General features: G+C 62.0%; 12 protein-coding genes. 3 read left to right on the top strand and 9 right to left on the bottom strand.

The window, feature by feature from the left end; all coding sequences use genetic code 11:
• Window positions 1-9: 9 nt before the first annotated feature.
• From AC07OO_RS14205 to AC07OO_RS14195, 3 genes are all read right to left on the bottom strand, one after another.
• Entirely contained in the window at window positions 10-936 is a 927-nt protein-coding gene (locus tag AC07OO_RS14205; RefSeq protein ID WP_495082744.1) for an NAD(P)-dependent oxidoreductase, read from the bottom strand.
• Window positions 937-1,131: 195 nt separating this feature from the next.
• Entirely contained in the window at window positions 1,132-2,268 is a 1,137-nt protein-coding gene (locus AC07OO_RS14200; RefSeq protein WP_495082743.1) for a PilT/PilU family type 4a pilus ATPase, read from the bottom strand.
• Between the two features lie 145 nt (window positions 2,269-2,413).
• Window positions 2,414-3,457 (bottom strand): type IV pilus twitching motility protein PilT, encoded by a 1,044-nt coding sequence (locus AC07OO_RS14195; protein ID WP_495082742.1) that lies wholly within the window; start codon window positions 3,455-3,457, stop codon window positions 2,414-2,416.
• Between the two features lie 46 nt (window positions 3,458-3,503).
• On the opposite strand from AC07OO_RS14195, the gene AC07OO_RS14190 reads away from it, so the two are divergent.
• The gene (locus tag AC07OO_RS14190; protein ID WP_495082741.1) at window positions 3,504-4,232 is read left to right on the top strand and encodes a YggS family pyridoxal phosphate-dependent enzyme; all 729 of its coding nucleotides are present in this window, start codon (window positions 3,504-3,506) and stop codon (window positions 4,230-4,232) included.
• On the opposite strand, the gene AC07OO_RS14185 is transcribed toward AC07OO_RS14190, so the two are convergent.
• Complete coding sequence (locus AC07OO_RS14185; protein ID WP_495082740.1) at window positions 4,222-4,788, bottom strand: DUF3617 domain-containing protein; 567 nt, start codon at window positions 4,786-4,788, stop codon at window positions 4,222-4,224. The genes AC07OO_RS14190 and AC07OO_RS14185 overlap by 11 nt on opposite strands.
• Window positions 4,789-4,907: 119 nt before the next feature.
• Between AC07OO_RS14185 and AC07OO_RS14180 the strand changes: the two genes are divergently transcribed.
• Window positions 4,908-5,873, top strand: coding sequence for an adenylate/guanylate cyclase domain-containing protein (locus AC07OO_RS14180; protein WP_495082739.1), 966 nt, complete (start codon window positions 4,908-4,910; stop codon window positions 5,871-5,873).
• A gap of 70 nt (window positions 5,874-5,943) precedes the next feature.
• Here the strand turns inward: AC07OO_RS14180 and AC07OO_RS14175 are convergent, their stop codons facing one another.
• The 4 genes from AC07OO_RS14175 to AC07OO_RS14160 form a co-directional block, all read right to left on the bottom strand.
• Window positions 5,944-8,412, bottom strand: coding sequence for a serine/threonine protein kinase (locus AC07OO_RS14175; RefSeq protein WP_495082738.1), 2,469 nt, complete (start codon window positions 8,410-8,412; stop codon window positions 5,944-5,946).
• Between the two features lie 87 nt (window positions 8,413-8,499).
• Entirely contained in the window at window positions 8,500-9,324 is an 825-nt protein-coding gene (locus AC07OO_RS14170; RefSeq protein ID WP_495082737.1) for a hypothetical protein, read from the bottom strand.
• An 81-nt stretch (window positions 9,325-9,405) separates the two neighbouring features.
• A complete protein-coding gene (locus AC07OO_RS14165) occupies window positions 9,406-10,065 on the bottom strand; it encodes a hypothetical protein (RefSeq protein ID WP_495082736.1) in 660 nt (219 codons plus the stop codon).
• A 165-nt stretch (window positions 10,066-10,230) separates the two neighbouring features.
• On the bottom strand, window positions 10,231-10,707 hold the full coding sequence (locus tag AC07OO_RS14160) for an Lrp/AsnC ligand binding domain-containing protein (protein ID WP_495082735.1): 477 nt from the start codon (window positions 10,705-10,707) through the stop codon (window positions 10,231-10,233).
• A gap of 258 nt (window positions 10,708-10,965) precedes the next feature.
• Here AC07OO_RS14160 and AC07OO_RS14155 point away from each other — a divergent pair, with 258 nt between their 5' ends.
• Window positions 10,966-14,007 carry an L-glutamate gamma-semialdehyde dehydrogenase gene (locus tag AC07OO_RS14155; RefSeq protein ID WP_495082734.1) on the top strand — a complete coding sequence of 1,014 codons (3,042 nt, stop codon included), beginning with the start codon at window positions 10,966-10,968 and terminating at the stop codon, window positions 14,005-14,007.
• 41 nt (window positions 14,008-14,048) lie between these two features.
• Here the strand turns inward: AC07OO_RS14155 and AC07OO_RS14150 are convergent, their stop codons facing one another.
• Window positions 14,049-14,375, bottom strand: a complete 327-nt coding sequence (locus AC07OO_RS14150; RefSeq protein WP_495082733.1) for a hypothetical protein — start codon at window positions 14,373-14,375, stop codon at window positions 14,049-14,051.
• Window positions 14,376-14,404 lie beyond the last annotated feature (29 nt).

Genomic DNA, 14,404 nt, shown 5'->3' with positions numbered 1-14,404 from the left:
GCTGTCGTTTTACTTCAGGCGTTTGATCAGGCTGGACGTATCCCAGCGCTGACCGCCCATGTGCTGCACGTCGGCGTAGAACTGGTCCACCAAGGCGGTTACCGGAAGGCGGGCCCCATTGCGCTTGGCCTCGTCCAAGACCAGGCCCAGGTCCTTGCGCATCCAGTCCACGGCAAAACCGAAGTCGAATTTGTCGGCCACCATGGTCTTGCCACGGTTGTCGAGCTGCCAGCTTTGGGCCGCCCCCTTGCCAATCACGTCCAGCACCTGGGTCATGTCCAAGCCGGCGCGCTGGCCGAAGGCGATGGCTTCGGAGAGGCCTTGTACCAAGCCGGCAATGCAAATCTGGTTCACCATCTTGGCCAGCTGGCCGGAGCCGCTGTCACCCAGCAACGTGAAGGCGCGACTGAAGGCCATGGCGACGGGACGGGCCTTGTCAAAAGCAGCTTGTTCGCCGCCGCACATCACGGTCAACATTCCGTTTTGGGCACCCGCCTGGCCACCGGAGACCGGGGCGTCTACAAAGTGCAGGCCCTGTTGGCGCGCAGTGGCGCTCAGCTCGCGGGCCACGCTGGCCGATGCCGTGGTGTGGTCCACGAACACGGCGCCAGGCTGCATGCCCGCAAAGGCGCCATCAGGGCCCAGCACCACGCTGCGCAGATCATCGTCATTGCCTACACAGCAAAACACCAGGTCCGCCTGCTGGGCGGCTTGGCGTGGTGTCGCGGCATAGGTGCTTAAGCCATTTGAGCTGCTAGCCCCCGCCAACTCTTCACACCACGCTACTGATTTGGTAGCAGTTCGGTTGTAGACGGTGACTTGGTGCCCCGCCAGTGCGAGGTGGCCCGCCATGGGGTAGCCCATGACGCCCAGGCCCAGAAAGGCAACGCGGGTGCTGGGACAGGTTTCGTAGGTCTTGGCGTTGGTGGATGACATGGGGGAGAAGAGTTTTTGTTGCGAAGGGCAATTTTCCGCCGGCCGCTTCCAAGGTTCACGCGGTGAGGCGAGTGGGGGTCACAAATCCGCGCCGGGCCGCTCCAAGTGGATTTAGCCCCACGCGACGGAAAATCTGGAGCCCCTTCCCCAGACTGGGGCAGCGACCCGCGGAGCGGTGGAGCGTGGGGGCCACATTCACATGATGGCGAAGTTCTCGGTGCCCGCGGCCAGATCGCTGGACTTGGCGCGCTGGCTGTTGAGCTTGATCTGAAGGCGCAGGTCGTTCAGGGAGTCGGCGTTGCGCAGTGCGTCCTCAAAAGTAATCCAGTTCTTCTCGTACATGTCGAACAGCGCCTGGTCGAAGGTCTGCATGCCGGCCTGACGGCTCTTCTTCATGATTTCCTTGATTTCGGCCACTTCGCCCTTGAAGATCAGATCCGAAATCAGCGGTGAATTAATCAGGATCTCCACCGCAGCCACCCGGCCCTTGCCGTCCTGCTTGGGGATCAGGCGCTGCGACACCAAGGCTTTCAAATTCAGCGACAGGTCCATCAGCAATTGGGCGCGGCGCTCTTCGGGGAAGAAGTTGATGATACGGTCCAGCGCTTGGTTGGCGCTATTGGCGTGCAGCGTGGCCAAGCACAGGTGACCGGTTTCGGCGAAGGCCACGGCGTGCTCCATGGTCTCGCGGTCGCGGATTTCGCCCATCAAGATCACATCGGGCGCTTGGCGCAGCGTGTTCTTCAGCGCGGCCTCCCAGCTGTCGGTGTCCAGGCCCACTTCGCGCTGGGTCACGACGCAGTTCTTGTGGGCATGCACAAATTCCACTGGGTCTTCCACGGTGATGATGTGGCCATAGGAGTTCTCATTGCGCCAATCCACCATGGCCGCCAGCGTCGTGGACTTGCCCGAGCCAGTGGCCCCCACCATGATGCACAGGCCGCGCTTGGATTGGGCAATCTCCTTCAGCACCTGGGGTACGCCCAAGCCGTCGATGGTGGGCAGTACCGTGGGGATCACCCGCAGCACCATGCCGACCTTGCCTTGCTGGATGAAGGCGTTGACACGGAAGCGGCCAACACCCGGTGGCGCGATGGCGAAGTTGCTTTCCTTGGTGCGCTCAAAGTCCGCCACCTGTTTGTCGTTCATGATGGAGCGCGCCAGCGACAGTGTGTGCGCCCCCGTCAGAGCCTGGGGAGAGACCTTGGTCACCTTGCCGTCGACCTTGATGGCCGGCGGAAAATCACCGGTGATGAACAAGTCGCTGCCATTGCGACCGACCATGAGCTTGAGCAGGTCGTTGATAAATTTCGTGGCTTGATCGCGCTCCATGAGAGCTCCCTTCAGAAAAAATTGGATGGCAACAAGCTCACCCTACGCAGGCACCAACTCGCCGCCGGGCCACCCCAAGGCGAGTTAGCCCTCTCGGGGGGCAGAGAGTTACACGTAGTGAACGAACGTGGGGGCCACATACCTACTAGCCGGGGAAGTTCTCGGGAATCTTGGCCTTGCCGCGCGCTTCAGCCGCGCTGATGACATTGCGCTTGACGAGGTCGGTAAGGTTCTGGTCCAGCGTCTGCATGCCCACGCTGTTGCCGGTCTGGATGGCCGAGTACATCTGCGCTACCTTGGCTTCGCGAATCAGGTTGCGGATGGCGCTGGTGCCCAGCATGATCTCGTGGGCCGCCACACGGCCCTGGCCGTCTTTGGTCTTGCACAGTGTCTGTGAGATCACCGCCTGCAGTGATTCGGACAACATGGCCCGGACCATTTCTTTTTCATCGGCGGGGAACACGTCGATGATCCGGTCAATCGTTTTGGCGGCACTCGACGTGTGCAGTGTTCCGAATACCAAGTGACCGGTTTCCGCGGCTGTCATGGCCAGGCGGATGGTTTCCAGGTCACGCATTTCGCCGACCAGAATACAGTCCGGGTCTTCCCGCAGAGCGGAGCGCAGCGCGGCGGCAAACGACAGCGTATGTGGCCCCACCTCACGCTGGTTGACCAGGCATTTCTTGGACTCGTGCACAAACTCAATCGGGTCTTCTACGGTCAAAATGTGGCCGAACTCGGTCTCGTTCAGGTAGTTGACCATGGCGGCCAGCGTCGTGGATTTGCCCGAGCCCGTAGGGCCGGTCACCAGCACCATGCCGCGCGGCTTCAGGGCCAGGTCGCCAAAGATCTTGGGCGCGTTGAGCTGCTCCAGTGACAAGATCTTGCTGGGAATGGTACGGAACACCGCACCGGCGCCGCGGTTGTGGTTGAAGGCGTTGACGCGAAAACGCGCCAGGCCGTCGATCTCAAACGAAAAGTCGATTTCCAGAAACTCTTCGTAGTGCTTGCGCTGGCCGTCGTTCATGATGTCGTACACCATGCCGTGGACCTGTTTGTGGTCCAGTGCCTCCACGTTGATGCGGCGCACGTCACCGTGGACCCGGATCATGGGCGGCAGGCCGGCCGAGAGGTGCAAATCGGATGCCTTGTTTTTGACGCTGAAGGCCAGTAGTTGGGTAATGTCCACGATGTCCTCTTTTGCTGGGGGCTGGGTTTGTTACGCTTAGGACATTATGACCATGATTGCAGAGAATCTCCACCACGTTCAAGCCCGAATTGCACAGGCCTGCACACAGGCTGGGCGGGCCGGCGACGCGGTGCGCTTATTGGCCGTTTCCAAGACCTTTGGCGCAGACGCCGTTGCACAGGCGCATGCGGCCGGGCAAACGGCGTTTGGTGAGAACTACATCCAAGAGGCGGTGGAGAAAATCCAGACCCTGCGCGGGCTGCCTCTGGAGTGGCATTGCATAGGCCCCATCCAGAGCAACAAGACGCGCCTGGTGGCCGAGCACTTTGACTGGGTGCACACGGTAGACCGCCTCAAGATTGCCCAGCGCCTCAGTGAGCAGCGGCCGACGCATCTGGCGCCGCTACAGGTCTGCATCCAGGTGAATGTGGATGGTGGGCCCACCAAGTCCGGTGTCGTGCCGAGCGATGCGCTGGCGCTGGCGCAAGCGGTGGCCGCGCTGCCAGGGTTGCGCCTGCGGGGCCTGATGTGCATCCCGGAGCCTGCTCCTGATTTCATAGCTGCTTGCGCAGTATTCTCGAGGGCTAGGACGCTATTGGATGAATTGATCCAGGCTGGAGTGCCCCTTGATACCCTGTCGATGGGCATGAGCAGCGATCTGGAGGCAGCCATCGCCAGCGGCGCCACGATGGTGCGGGTGGGCAGCGCCATCTTCGGGCAGCGCGACTATGGCCCCGCCGCCCCCGCGCCAGAGGTTGCGGCTCCTACTTCTTAGGTATCTCAAAAGGCTTGATGGCCCCGCAGTCCGTCCCTTGCCAGCGGCCGTCGGTCTGCATATCCATCTTGGTGGGTTGGCCCTTGACCATGCTGGTGGACGTCATCTTCATCGTGTAGGCCTCGGGGCTGGTGAAGGTCACACGGCCTTCGCCGCTGCTGGGCGGCTTGTTGCAGACAAACGAGAACTGCATGGTGTTGCCACTGCGGGGGCTGTTGGTGTGGGTGCAATCACCGTGATTTTCGGATTGGTGATTGGCTACCTGGTTACGGTCCACCATTTCCTGGGTCATGCAGACCTTGATGCTCATGCCGGTGCCGCCATTGGCGCCCATCTGCATGCCCCGCTTGGCCATCATGTCCTGCATCATCTTGCGTTGCTCGGGGGGCATGCTGTCCATCTGCTTTTGCATCTTGGCCATGGCGTCGGCCATTTCGCCGGAGCCGCTCTGCATCTGCGTGGTGATTTCCCACAGGCCGGGCTTCATGGTCTGGGCGCTGGCACAAGCGGCGCCGGTTGCCAACAGCAGGGCGGCGATTGCTACGGGCAGTTTCATGTTTTCCCCTTAAAAAACTGGATTGTGGCAAAACTCCCCTGGTTTGGGAATGGGCCCCAATGGTCCGGCGCAAAATGCAATGGAGACTGTCCACCGTTGTATATAGAATCAATGGGCCTATGGCCGCCACCGATCCAAACCACTTCGCTCCCGGGGAAACCGTGCATGCCGGTTTGACCAGCACGGTGGCCGTGCGCCCGACCGCCCAACTGACGGTGCTGTTTGCCGATGTGGTGGGTAGCACCAAGCTGTATGACACGCTGGGCGACGCCACCGCCAAGCAAATGATCGACGAGTGCCTGGCGGTGCTGGGCGGCGTTGTGCAACAGTATGGCGGTCGTGTCATCAAGACCATTGGCGACGAAATCATGTGTGTGCTGCCCAGTGCCGACGCCGGTTGTCTGGCCGCCACCGACATGCACCACAAGGTTATGGCTTTGCCCACCGTGTCCGATGTCAAGCGCAGCGTGCGCATCGGCTTTCATTTTGGGCCGGTCATCGACGAAAACAACGATGTGTTTGGCGATACGGTCAATGTGGCGGCCCGCATGGCCGGCCTGGCCAAGGGCATGCAAATCATTACCACCGGCGCCACCGTGGCCCGCATGACGCAAATGCTGCAGTTGTCCACCCGCAATATCGCAGCCCTGGCGGTCAAGGGCAAGGGCGACGAAGTCAGCGTCAGCGAGGTCATCTGGCAAGGTGGCGAAGAGCTGACCATGACCACCGCGTCGCTGGCCTTTACCAACAAACCCGCCGCGCTGCGCCTGGAGCATCCCGCCCTCGACAGGGCCTGGGTGGTGGACAGTGCCCGCACGGCGATCGTATTGGGACGCGACGCCCAGTGCGATGTGGTCATTGCCGATCGCAACGCCTCGCGCCAGCATGCGCGCATCGAATGCCGGCGGGACAAATTTTTTCTGGTGGACCAAAGCACCAATGGCACCTTTGTGGCCATGGCCAATGAAGCCGAAGTGCTGCTGCGGCGCGAGGAAATCATGCTGCGCGGCGAGGGGCGCATCGGCTTCGGGCACTCCGTCAATGTGCCCGATGTCGAATTCGTCAGCTTTGTGATTCAGGGCTAAAGACTGTTGCCCCCACGCTCCGCCGCTGCGCGGGTCGCTGTCCCCAGAGGGAGCCCTCGGGTTGAGCCAGTCAGGTCGTCTTGGCAACCAGCTTGCCGCGCGCACCCGGAGCGCTTTGCAGGCCTGCGGGTGGCAGGGTGTCGAGCTTGCCACGCACGCCTTGCTCGGCACAGGCAGCCGAGAAGCTGACGTTGACGGCCGTGCCATTGGAGCCCGCCAACGCAAAGCAGGCTTGGCCCAGCTTGGTGTTCAGCGGCTTGAGCACGCCCTCGTTGATCAACTCGCTGGCATTGCCCTCGGCTAGTTGCAACTGGTAGCTGCCGGCGTCGGACGCCAACTGGGCATCCAGCACCTGGCGGAACCCGCGCAGCTCGCGCAGCAGCAGCTTGGCGCTGTTTTTGTCCGGTAGGCCGGTGACATTCAAGTTGACCTTTTGCGCATTGAAGTTGAAGTGCTCCAAAAAGAAGTTTTTGGAGAATTCATCGCCCACCAGCTTGCCAATCTCAGCCAAGGCCAGGTCTTCCGAGCCCCAGCTCTTGCCGGTGGGGTTGACGGTGTTGAGGTAGACCTCTTCGCCACTGGCCTTGTCGATGGCCTTGATGGTCCAGGAGGTCAGAGCTGTCTTGCTGATCGTCAGGCCCGATGCCGGCAGCTTGGCCGACAGCACCTTGACCTTGACCTCTCCCTCGATCTGGAAGTCAGACGGCTGGACCTTGGCGCCAGCCTTCACATCGCCGTCGGCCGACCAGACCCGAAAGCCAAAGGACTTGATGCGCTCTTTAACCACGTTTTCGGCGACCATGGAGCGCTCGGGTGGCAGGGCCTGTGTGGTATCCGCATTGCGGATGGACATCTGGATGGAGACCTTGGGGTCGCCGTTGTTGCGGATGAACTCGATGCGCTCCTCCTTGGACAACTGGTTCAGCGACTTCTGCACATCGCGCACGCGCACCACGGCGCGGGCTTCGGTCTCCAGCAGGCCGTCCTTGCCGGTGGCGGCTGCGCCCTCCTGGATCATGGTCTTGATATAGGTGCCCGGTTGCGACAACAGCTTCTTGTCCAACACCGCATAGTTCTTGTTGATGGAGTCTTTCTCCACGTACAAGGCCACAGCTTTCTCGACCAGCTGGCGCATCGCATCCGCTCGGGACTCGGCTTGGGCCGCGTTGGCATCGCCGCTGAAGCGCGCGTCCTTGGGGTCGACCAGGCCCAGGGCGCTGATGACCATGGTGCCCGGCTCCAGCGCTACTTCAGCGGGGCTGCTGGCGGCTACCGGTGTGGTGCCGGCGGTGGGTGTGCTGCTGGGAGCATTGCTCACCGGGCCGCCACTGCTGTTTGGCTGGGCGATGCCAGCGGTGGTGCCTGCACTTTCACTTCCAGTTCCACTGCCATTGCGCGAATACAGATATCCGCCCCCACCGAGCACGGCGAAGCCCACTACCAGGGCCGCGACCAGCGCGGTGTTCGATTTGTCGGCGCGCTGCGCCTTCACCGCAGTGTTGACCGCGGATTGCTCGGGCGGTGGCGGTGGGTTGGCCTTGGAGCCCTGGCTGCCGTTGGCAGGGCTTGCCTTTTTGATGGAAGTGGCCGCTGCCCCGGGTGCAATGCTCAGCTCGGTGCGGTCACCATCGGCTGCTGCAGCAGCGGCCATGGCATTGGCTGGGGCTGCGCTCAGTGTGGTCTTGATGGCCTGGGCGAATTCCTGTGCCGATTGGTAGCGCTCGTCCGGGTTCTTGGCCATGGCCTTCTTGACCACGGCATCAAAGGCGGGTGGCAGCGCCACGTTCAGCAGCGACGGTGCCAGAGGTTCCTCGTGCAGCACCTTGTACATGATGGTGGTCGAGTTGCCGGTAAACGGCTTCTCGCCCGTCAAGAATTGGTACAGGATGACGCCGCAGGAGAAGATGTCGCTGCGCCCGTCCACCGGCTGGCCCATGAACTGCTCGGGCGACATATAGGCCGGCGTACCCATGACAGTGCCGACCTGGGTCAGCTCGGATTTCTCGACGCGGGCAATGCCGAAGTCGGCGACCTTGATCTTGCCATTGGGCAGCACGATCAGATTGGCCGGCTTCATGTCGCGGTGCACCACGCCATTGGCATGGGCGTGGCCCAAAGCGTCGAGGATCTCACCCATGAGGCGCTCGACATCCTTCAAGGCAAAGCGTTCATTGGCCTCAAAGTATTCGCGCAGCTCCTTGCCTTGTACAAACTCCATCGCGATGAACGCCACGCGCTGGCGGGCCTGCTGCGCTGCTTCGCCCGCGACCATGGTGTAGTCCTCATCCACCATGACCTCACCGTAGTCATACACCGCGACGATGCCGGGATGGTTCAAGCGTCCGGCTGCTTGCGCCTCGCGCTTGAAGCGGGCCAGCACGTTGGCGGCCTCTTCAGGGCTGAGTTGTTGCTGCAAGATGGTCTTGATGGCGACGGTGCGCTCAATGACCGGATCAAAGCCCTCATAGACGATGCCCATGGCACCCTTGCCGAGCTCGCGACGGATGACGTATTTGCCGAGTTTGGTTAAGTTGGTCATGGTGTGGGCAGTAAGAGGGCGCAGAGCGTGAGGGTCTTTTGTTTGAACGCCACCGGCCGTCCGGTGGCGTGGGGCAAGGCCGTCTACTTATTTATGTTTGGCGTCGATGTCCCAAACCAGGGTTTGGACCAGGCGCTGCACCATGGTGTCCAGGCCTACGCCGCCCTTGGCCGAGCTGGATACGCCCAGCACGCTGGTGCCGGTTGCGCCGACTTCCATCTTCAGGTCCTTGTAGCCCTGGGCCACTTGCTCGGTGGTATTGGCGTCCATGATCTTGTAGCGCATGCCGATCAGCCACACGCCGGTGGAGTCACCTGTCTGAACCGAACTGGTCACGCCGCCGGCCACCGACGTGGCGCGGCTACCACCAAAGGCGGACAACAGGCCGCCAATGGCGCGGCCGTCAAAACCCTTTTGGGCTTCGGCGATCTGCTCGGCCTTCAGGATGTCGAACTTGACGATCCACTTGGTGGTCTTGAGCTTGCCCACCTGCATGGTCTTGCGCGCAGCCGCGGGGTCACCCAGGTTGTAGGCCAATGAGATCTCGTTCATCAGCGGGCCTAGGTTGGTGCGCTCCAACACCCCGAAGTTGGCGTTGGACAGCTCCAGCTCGGCAAAGTCCGCAATATTGTTGGGCAAGAAGCGTTGCGTGAAGGTCGCGTTGTTGCTCTTGATCTCGCCGGGAATGACGACCAGGGACGGGCCGCGGGTGGCGCGGTTGGTGTATTCCACTTCCTTGTAGGCAGCAGCGTCGGCAGCGGCATTGGCCTGGTTGGAGGTGGAGCTGCCTGCCGTGGGCGATGGGTTGCCAAAAGTGGGCTGCGCATGCACGGCGCTGCCCAGGGCGCAGAGTGCCAGCAGGGCCGAAGCGGCGGCGCCTTTGAATGCTGCTGTAGTGAAACGGTGGTTCATCGACTTAACTCCCAAGTAAAAAGATATGCGTTCAAACCTCGGTTGAAAGCGAGGCACCCACGCCGTGCAAAAAACCCCTGACTAGCCGCCCACGCGGCAATAGTCACTGTACAACTGTGCGACGACTTCGTCTGCTTTTTCGTTGACCAAGGTCAGGGCCATGCCGGCCGTGTCCATGCCGGCATAGCTGGCGTTTTCGGCACTGGCTTGGGCCAGGGTACGGCCGCCAGCATCGGTCAGCGTGAAGTTCATGCGGATGTTGACCTGGTTGACGCGCACGATACGGTTGTAGGCGGTTTCGGTGGAGATCAGACCCCGCAAGATGTATTGGGCCGACAGGCGCTTGGATGCGCTCAGGGCAGCGTCAGGGTCATTCTTGAAATAGGCGTCGATTTCGGCCTGTGCCACTTGGGCCTTGATCTGCGCTTGGGTGACGGTCTTGAGTCCCACCTTTTGCAATCGGGCGTTGAGTGCATCGAAGGGGCCACCGTAGTTGGATTGGGTGGCTGTTACATAGCCGTTGCGGCTTTCACCGATCAGCACCATGACCTTCTGGTTCTTGATCTTGCTGCGGCAGGGGCTGGCCAGTATGGCTTGGACTCTGGCCTGCGTTTCGGCTTCGCGCTGTTGGTCGGCGTTATCTTCGTTGGAAAACTTGAAACCTTGCTGGCTTTGGTTCTGGGCGAAGGCGCCGCTACACAGGGTTGCTGTTGCAAACAAGACGATCAGTGCATGGCGCATAAGGTGGATGTCCAGGTGTGGAACAAGGCGTTGTTGTGGCTCAAAAGACTTAACGTTTCAGCCCTTCAAAAGGGCCTGCGGGTTTTCCCTCGGGCGCATTATAGGCAGCGGTTTTTTGCACTTGTATCAGGCATGTATCAGTATGCACAGCCTTGTGCTGGGGCCTTAAAACAGCGTCAATTGCGTGGTGTTTTTGACCTCTTCCATCACAGGGTAGGTCCGTGTTTCGCGCACGCCGGGTAACTGCCACAGCACGGTGCCGGCAAAGTCGCGGTAGGCGGCCATGTCCGCCATGCGGGTCTTGAGCAGGTAGTCAAATCCTCCTGCCACCATATGGCATTCCATGATTTCGCCGCGCACTTGCACTGCGGCCTTGAAGGCTTCGAACACGTTGGGGGTGGTGCGGTCCAGCAGCACCTCGACGAAGACCATCATGCCGGCACCCAGCTTCAGCGGATTCAGCCTGGCTTCATAACCGAGGATGTAGCCATCCTTGGTGAGGCGTTGCACCCGCGCCAGCACGGCCGTGGGGGACAGGGCTACGGCTTCCGCCAATTTGAGATTGGAGATGCGGCCGTCTTCCTGCAGGCAGGTCAGGATCTTCAGGTCTATGCGGTCTAGGTCTGTTGGATTGGTTGCCATGGTCTTTTGGTTGGCGCAGTTTGGGTGTGGGCGGCCGGTGTGTGTTTTGCTCCGTGTCCCCCGCCCTGCGGGCTCCTCCTTTACCTGCGCAAAACACACACCGGCCACCCACACCCAAACCGGGTTTCAGCATTTTTGGCTATTCACTGTGCAAATTTTAGTGAGAAATTGCAGATGCATTCGGCGAACATAGCTACATCATCCGTTTGATGGCCTGAAATCAGTCCATCCAGCAAGCAACCCACCAGGAGACAAAAAATGCCCGTCCCACAACGCCTGCCCTTCCCCTACCGTCCCGAGGCCGACGTGGTGGCCCGCAACCTGCAGACCGTCAGCCAGGCGCTGGATTGGGCGTCAGCGGCCAAGACGGCGGCCCCCTGGGTGCAGGCCGTGCGCGACAACCCGCCACCCTTCTGGGCTATGGAAAGCCTGCTCAAGGAATACCCGATCTCCAGCGCCGAGGGCCTGGCCCTGATGCGCCTGGCCGAAGCGCTCTTGCGCGTGCCCGATGCCGAAACCGCCATTGCGCTGACCGCCGACCAACTGGGCCGTGCCGACTTTGACGGCAGCGGTGACAAGGTGCTGGCGCGCTTGTCCAGCACCGCCATTGCGATGAGCAAGCACTTCCTGCCCGGTGCCACCGATGGCAACGCCAAGAGCGAGCCCGGGTTGATGGGCAAGCTGGGCGCCAAGACCGTAGTGGCTGCAACGCTGCGCGCTGTGCAATTGCTGGGCCGCCAGTTTGTGCTGGGACAGAACATGAAGGAAGCACAACGCGAGGCGGACAGTGCCCGCAAGCATGCCAATCTCACCTTCTCGTACGACATGCTGGGCGAGGGCGCGCGCACCGACGAAGACGCACTGCGTTACTTGCAAAGCTATGCGGATGCTATCGATTCAATAGCTGCTCGTGCAGATAAGACGAGGGCTATGGAGCAGAATGACGGTATCTCTATCAAGCTGAGTGCCTTGCACCCGCGCTACGAGGACGCGCACAGCGCGCGTGTCATGGCCGAGCTGGTGCCCCGGGTGTGGGGTCTGTGCCAGCGCGCCGCGGCGGCCAATATCAACCTGACGGTAGACGCTGAAGAGGTGGACCGGCTGGAACTGTCACTGGAGCTGTTCGAAGCCCTGGTCGCCAAGGTCGCCGAGCACCACCCCAACTGGCGCGGTTTTGGCCTGGCCATGCAGGCTTACCAAACCCGCTCGCTAGAGCTGATTGAGCACATCACCAGTCTGGCACGCCGCTACAAGGTGCGCCTGATGTGCCGCCTGGTCAAGGGCGCGTACTGGGATGCCGAGATCAAACGTGCGCAAGAGTTTGGCTTGCCGCACTATCCGGTGTTCACACACAAGCACCACACCGATGTGTCCTACCTGGCCTGCGCCAGCGCGCTATTGGCCGCGCCCGACGCGGTCTACCCCCAGTTCGCCACGCACAACGCCGCCACCATTGCTGCCATCCTGCAAATGGGTGCCAAGACCGGCGCCAAGTTTGAGCTGCAGCGCCTGCACGGCATGGGCGAGGGTGTCTATCGCGAGGTGCTGAAAAACCCGCTGGTCACCTGCCGCGTGTACGCCCCGGTGGGTGCGCACCGCGACCTGCTGGCCTACCTGGTGCGCCGCCTGCTGGAGAACGGTGCCAATTCCTCGTTTGTGCACCAGCTGGCCGATGAGTCCGTGGGCATGCAGGAGCTGCTGATTTCGCCGCTGCGCCTGGAGCCCCATTCCAGCCTGCCACTACCCCCGGTCTTGTTTGGCGCCCATGCCGGTGCGCGCAAGAACAGCACGGGGCTGGACCTGACCGTGCCCACCATGCGCGATCCGTTGATGACCGCATTGGCCAGCACCACGGTGCCCGTGGTGTCCGAGTTCAACACCCAGAACATTGCCAGCGCCTTTGCCGCCGCTGCTGCTGCCCAACGGAGCTGGAGCAAGACGCCCGTGGCCGAACGCGCAGCCATCCTGCGCCGCGCTGCCGACACCATGCTGGAGCAAACCCCCGCCTTCTGCGCCTTGCTGGTTAAGGAAGCCCACAAGACCTGGGGTGACGCTGTCAGCGAAGTGCGCGAGGCGGTCGACTTTTTGCGCTACTACGCCGATGAGGCCGAGCGCATCATGCAGCCGCTGGCCATGCCGCAGGTCCATGGTGCGCCGCCCGCGCTGGGTGGTTATGCCTTTGGCGTCACTGGCGAGACCAACACGCTGTCGCTGACCGCGCGCGGCGTGTGGGTTTGCATCAGCCCGTGGAATTTCCCGCTGGCCATTTTTGTGGGGCAGGTCGCCGCGGCCTTGGCGACCGGCAATACCGTGCTGGCCAAACCGGCGGAGCAGACGCCGGGTGTGGCCCAGGTCGCAGTGCAACTGATGCACGCCGCCGGTGTGCCGGCCGACGCCTTGCAACTGGCGCATGGTGCGGGTGAAACCGTAGGCGCCGCGCTGGTGGCACAGCCCGGCGTAGCGGGTGTGGTGTTCACCGGCTCCACCCAGGTCGCCAAGATCATCAACCGCGCGTTGGCCGCCAAGGACGGTGCGATTGTTCCGCTGATCGCCGAGACCGGCGGCATCAACGCCATGGTGGTGGACTCGTCCGCCCTGCCCGAGCAGGTGGTCGATGCGGTCGTGCAAAGCGCCTTCCGTTCGGCTGGCCAGCGCTGCTCGGCGCTGCGTCTGCTGTGCGTGCACGAGGCCATTGCCGACGGCGTCATCGCCATGCTCAAGGGCGCGGCCGGCGAACTGGTGGCTGGCGATACGGCCGACATTGCCACCGACGTAGGCCCCGTCATCGATGCGGAAGCGTATGACAACATCCAGAAGCACATTCAGCGCCTGACGCTTGAATCAAAAGTGCTGCTAGCCCCCGAAAAATATACACAAAGTGCTTCCAAAAACATAGCAAATCTGATTGCGCCCCATGCCTTTGAAGTGGCCCGCGTCGAAGACGTCAAGGCCGAAATCTTTGGCCCCGTGCTGCAGGTCGTGCGATGGGGCGGTGACCCGGCCGACATCATTGCCCAGGTCAATGCGCTGGGCTATGGACTGACCTGCGGTATCCAGACCCGCATCGACAGCCGCGCCCAAGCCCTGGCCCATGCCGCCCATGTGGGCAACATCTACATCAACCGCAACATGATCGGCGCCGTGGTGGGTGTGCAGCCCTTTGGTGGTGAGGGCTTGAGTGGCACCGGCCCCAAGGCCGGCGGCCCGCACTACCTGTACCGCTTCTGCGCGGAGCAGACCATCACCGTCAACACCACGGCGGCCGGTGGGAATGCGGCCTTGCTGGCCAGCATGCACTGAGAACGCGCCAGCTGGATCGCCCTGCGCGGCAAAGGGGGCGTCTAACGGTCCAGCTTCTTTTCCTGGATGTACCGCGCCAGGCCACAGTAGCCCTCCTTGAACAGGATGTCGGCTTGCAGCTTGGCCGGTAGCAGTTTCTCTTTCAATTCTTCGCCCGCTTTGTTGCCCTGGGTTTCCCGCATGATGGCTAGAGCGCGTTCGAAACGCAGCACGGTGGCTTTGCAGGAGTCGGCCGTGGTTGGGCCGCTGGTTTCGGCTGCCGTCGTGCCGGCCGCACGGCTTTGCGCAGGGGCCAGCAGGCTGCTGCACACCAGCAGCAGCGCCATCCAATACGCGGCACCCGCTGAGCCGCATCGCTTTATCAACATGGAACCCATCCTCCAAGAGCGCAAGCTGC

It is taken from the genome of Rhodoferax sp. GW821-FHT07G04 (assembly GCF_059418585.1).
Note: the sequence above shows the minus strand (reverse complement) of the source record. Positions and strands in the feature narration are given on the sequence as shown.

Coding starts and splice junctions, on each gene's coding strand:
- AC07OO_RS14170 (WP_495082737.1), bottom strand. CDS start 9,324: ATGAACCACCGTTTCACTACAGCAGCATTCAAAGGCGCCGCCGCTTCG.
- AC07OO_RS14160 (WP_495082735.1), bottom strand. CDS start 10,707: ATGGCAACCAATCCAACAGACCTAGACCGCATAGACCTGAAGATCCTG.
- AC07OO_RS14150 (WP_495082733.1), bottom strand. CDS start 14,375: ATGTTGATAAAGCGATGCGGCTCAGCGGGTGCCGCGTATTGGATGGCG.
- AC07OO_RS14165 (WP_495082736.1), bottom strand. CDS start 10,065: ATGCGCCATGCACTGATCGTCTTGTTTGCAACAGCAACCCTGTGTAGC.
- AC07OO_RS14190 (WP_495082741.1), top strand. CDS start 3,504: ATGACCATGATTGCAGAGAATCTCCACCACGTTCAAGCCCGAATTGCA.
- AC07OO_RS14180 (WP_495082739.1), top strand. CDS start 4,908: ATGGCCGCCACCGATCCAAACCACTTCGCTCCCGGGGAAACCGTGCAT.
- AC07OO_RS14175 (WP_495082738.1), bottom strand. CDS start 8,412: ATGACCAACTTAACCAAACTCGGCAAATACGTCATCCGTCGCGAGCTC.
- AC07OO_RS14155 (WP_495082734.1), top strand. CDS start 10,966: ATGCCCGTCCCACAACGCCTGCCCTTCCCCTACCGTCCCGAGGCCGAC.
- AC07OO_RS14205 (WP_495082744.1), bottom strand. CDS start 936: ATGTCATCCACCAACGCCAAGACCTACGAAACCTGTCCCAGCACCCGC.
- AC07OO_RS14185 (WP_495082740.1), bottom strand. CDS start 4,788: ATGAAACTGCCCGTAGCAATCGCCGCCCTGCTGTTGGCAACCGGCGCC.
- AC07OO_RS14200 (WP_495082743.1), bottom strand. CDS start 2,268: ATGGAGCGCGATCAAGCCACGAAATTTATCAACGACCTGCTCAAGCTC.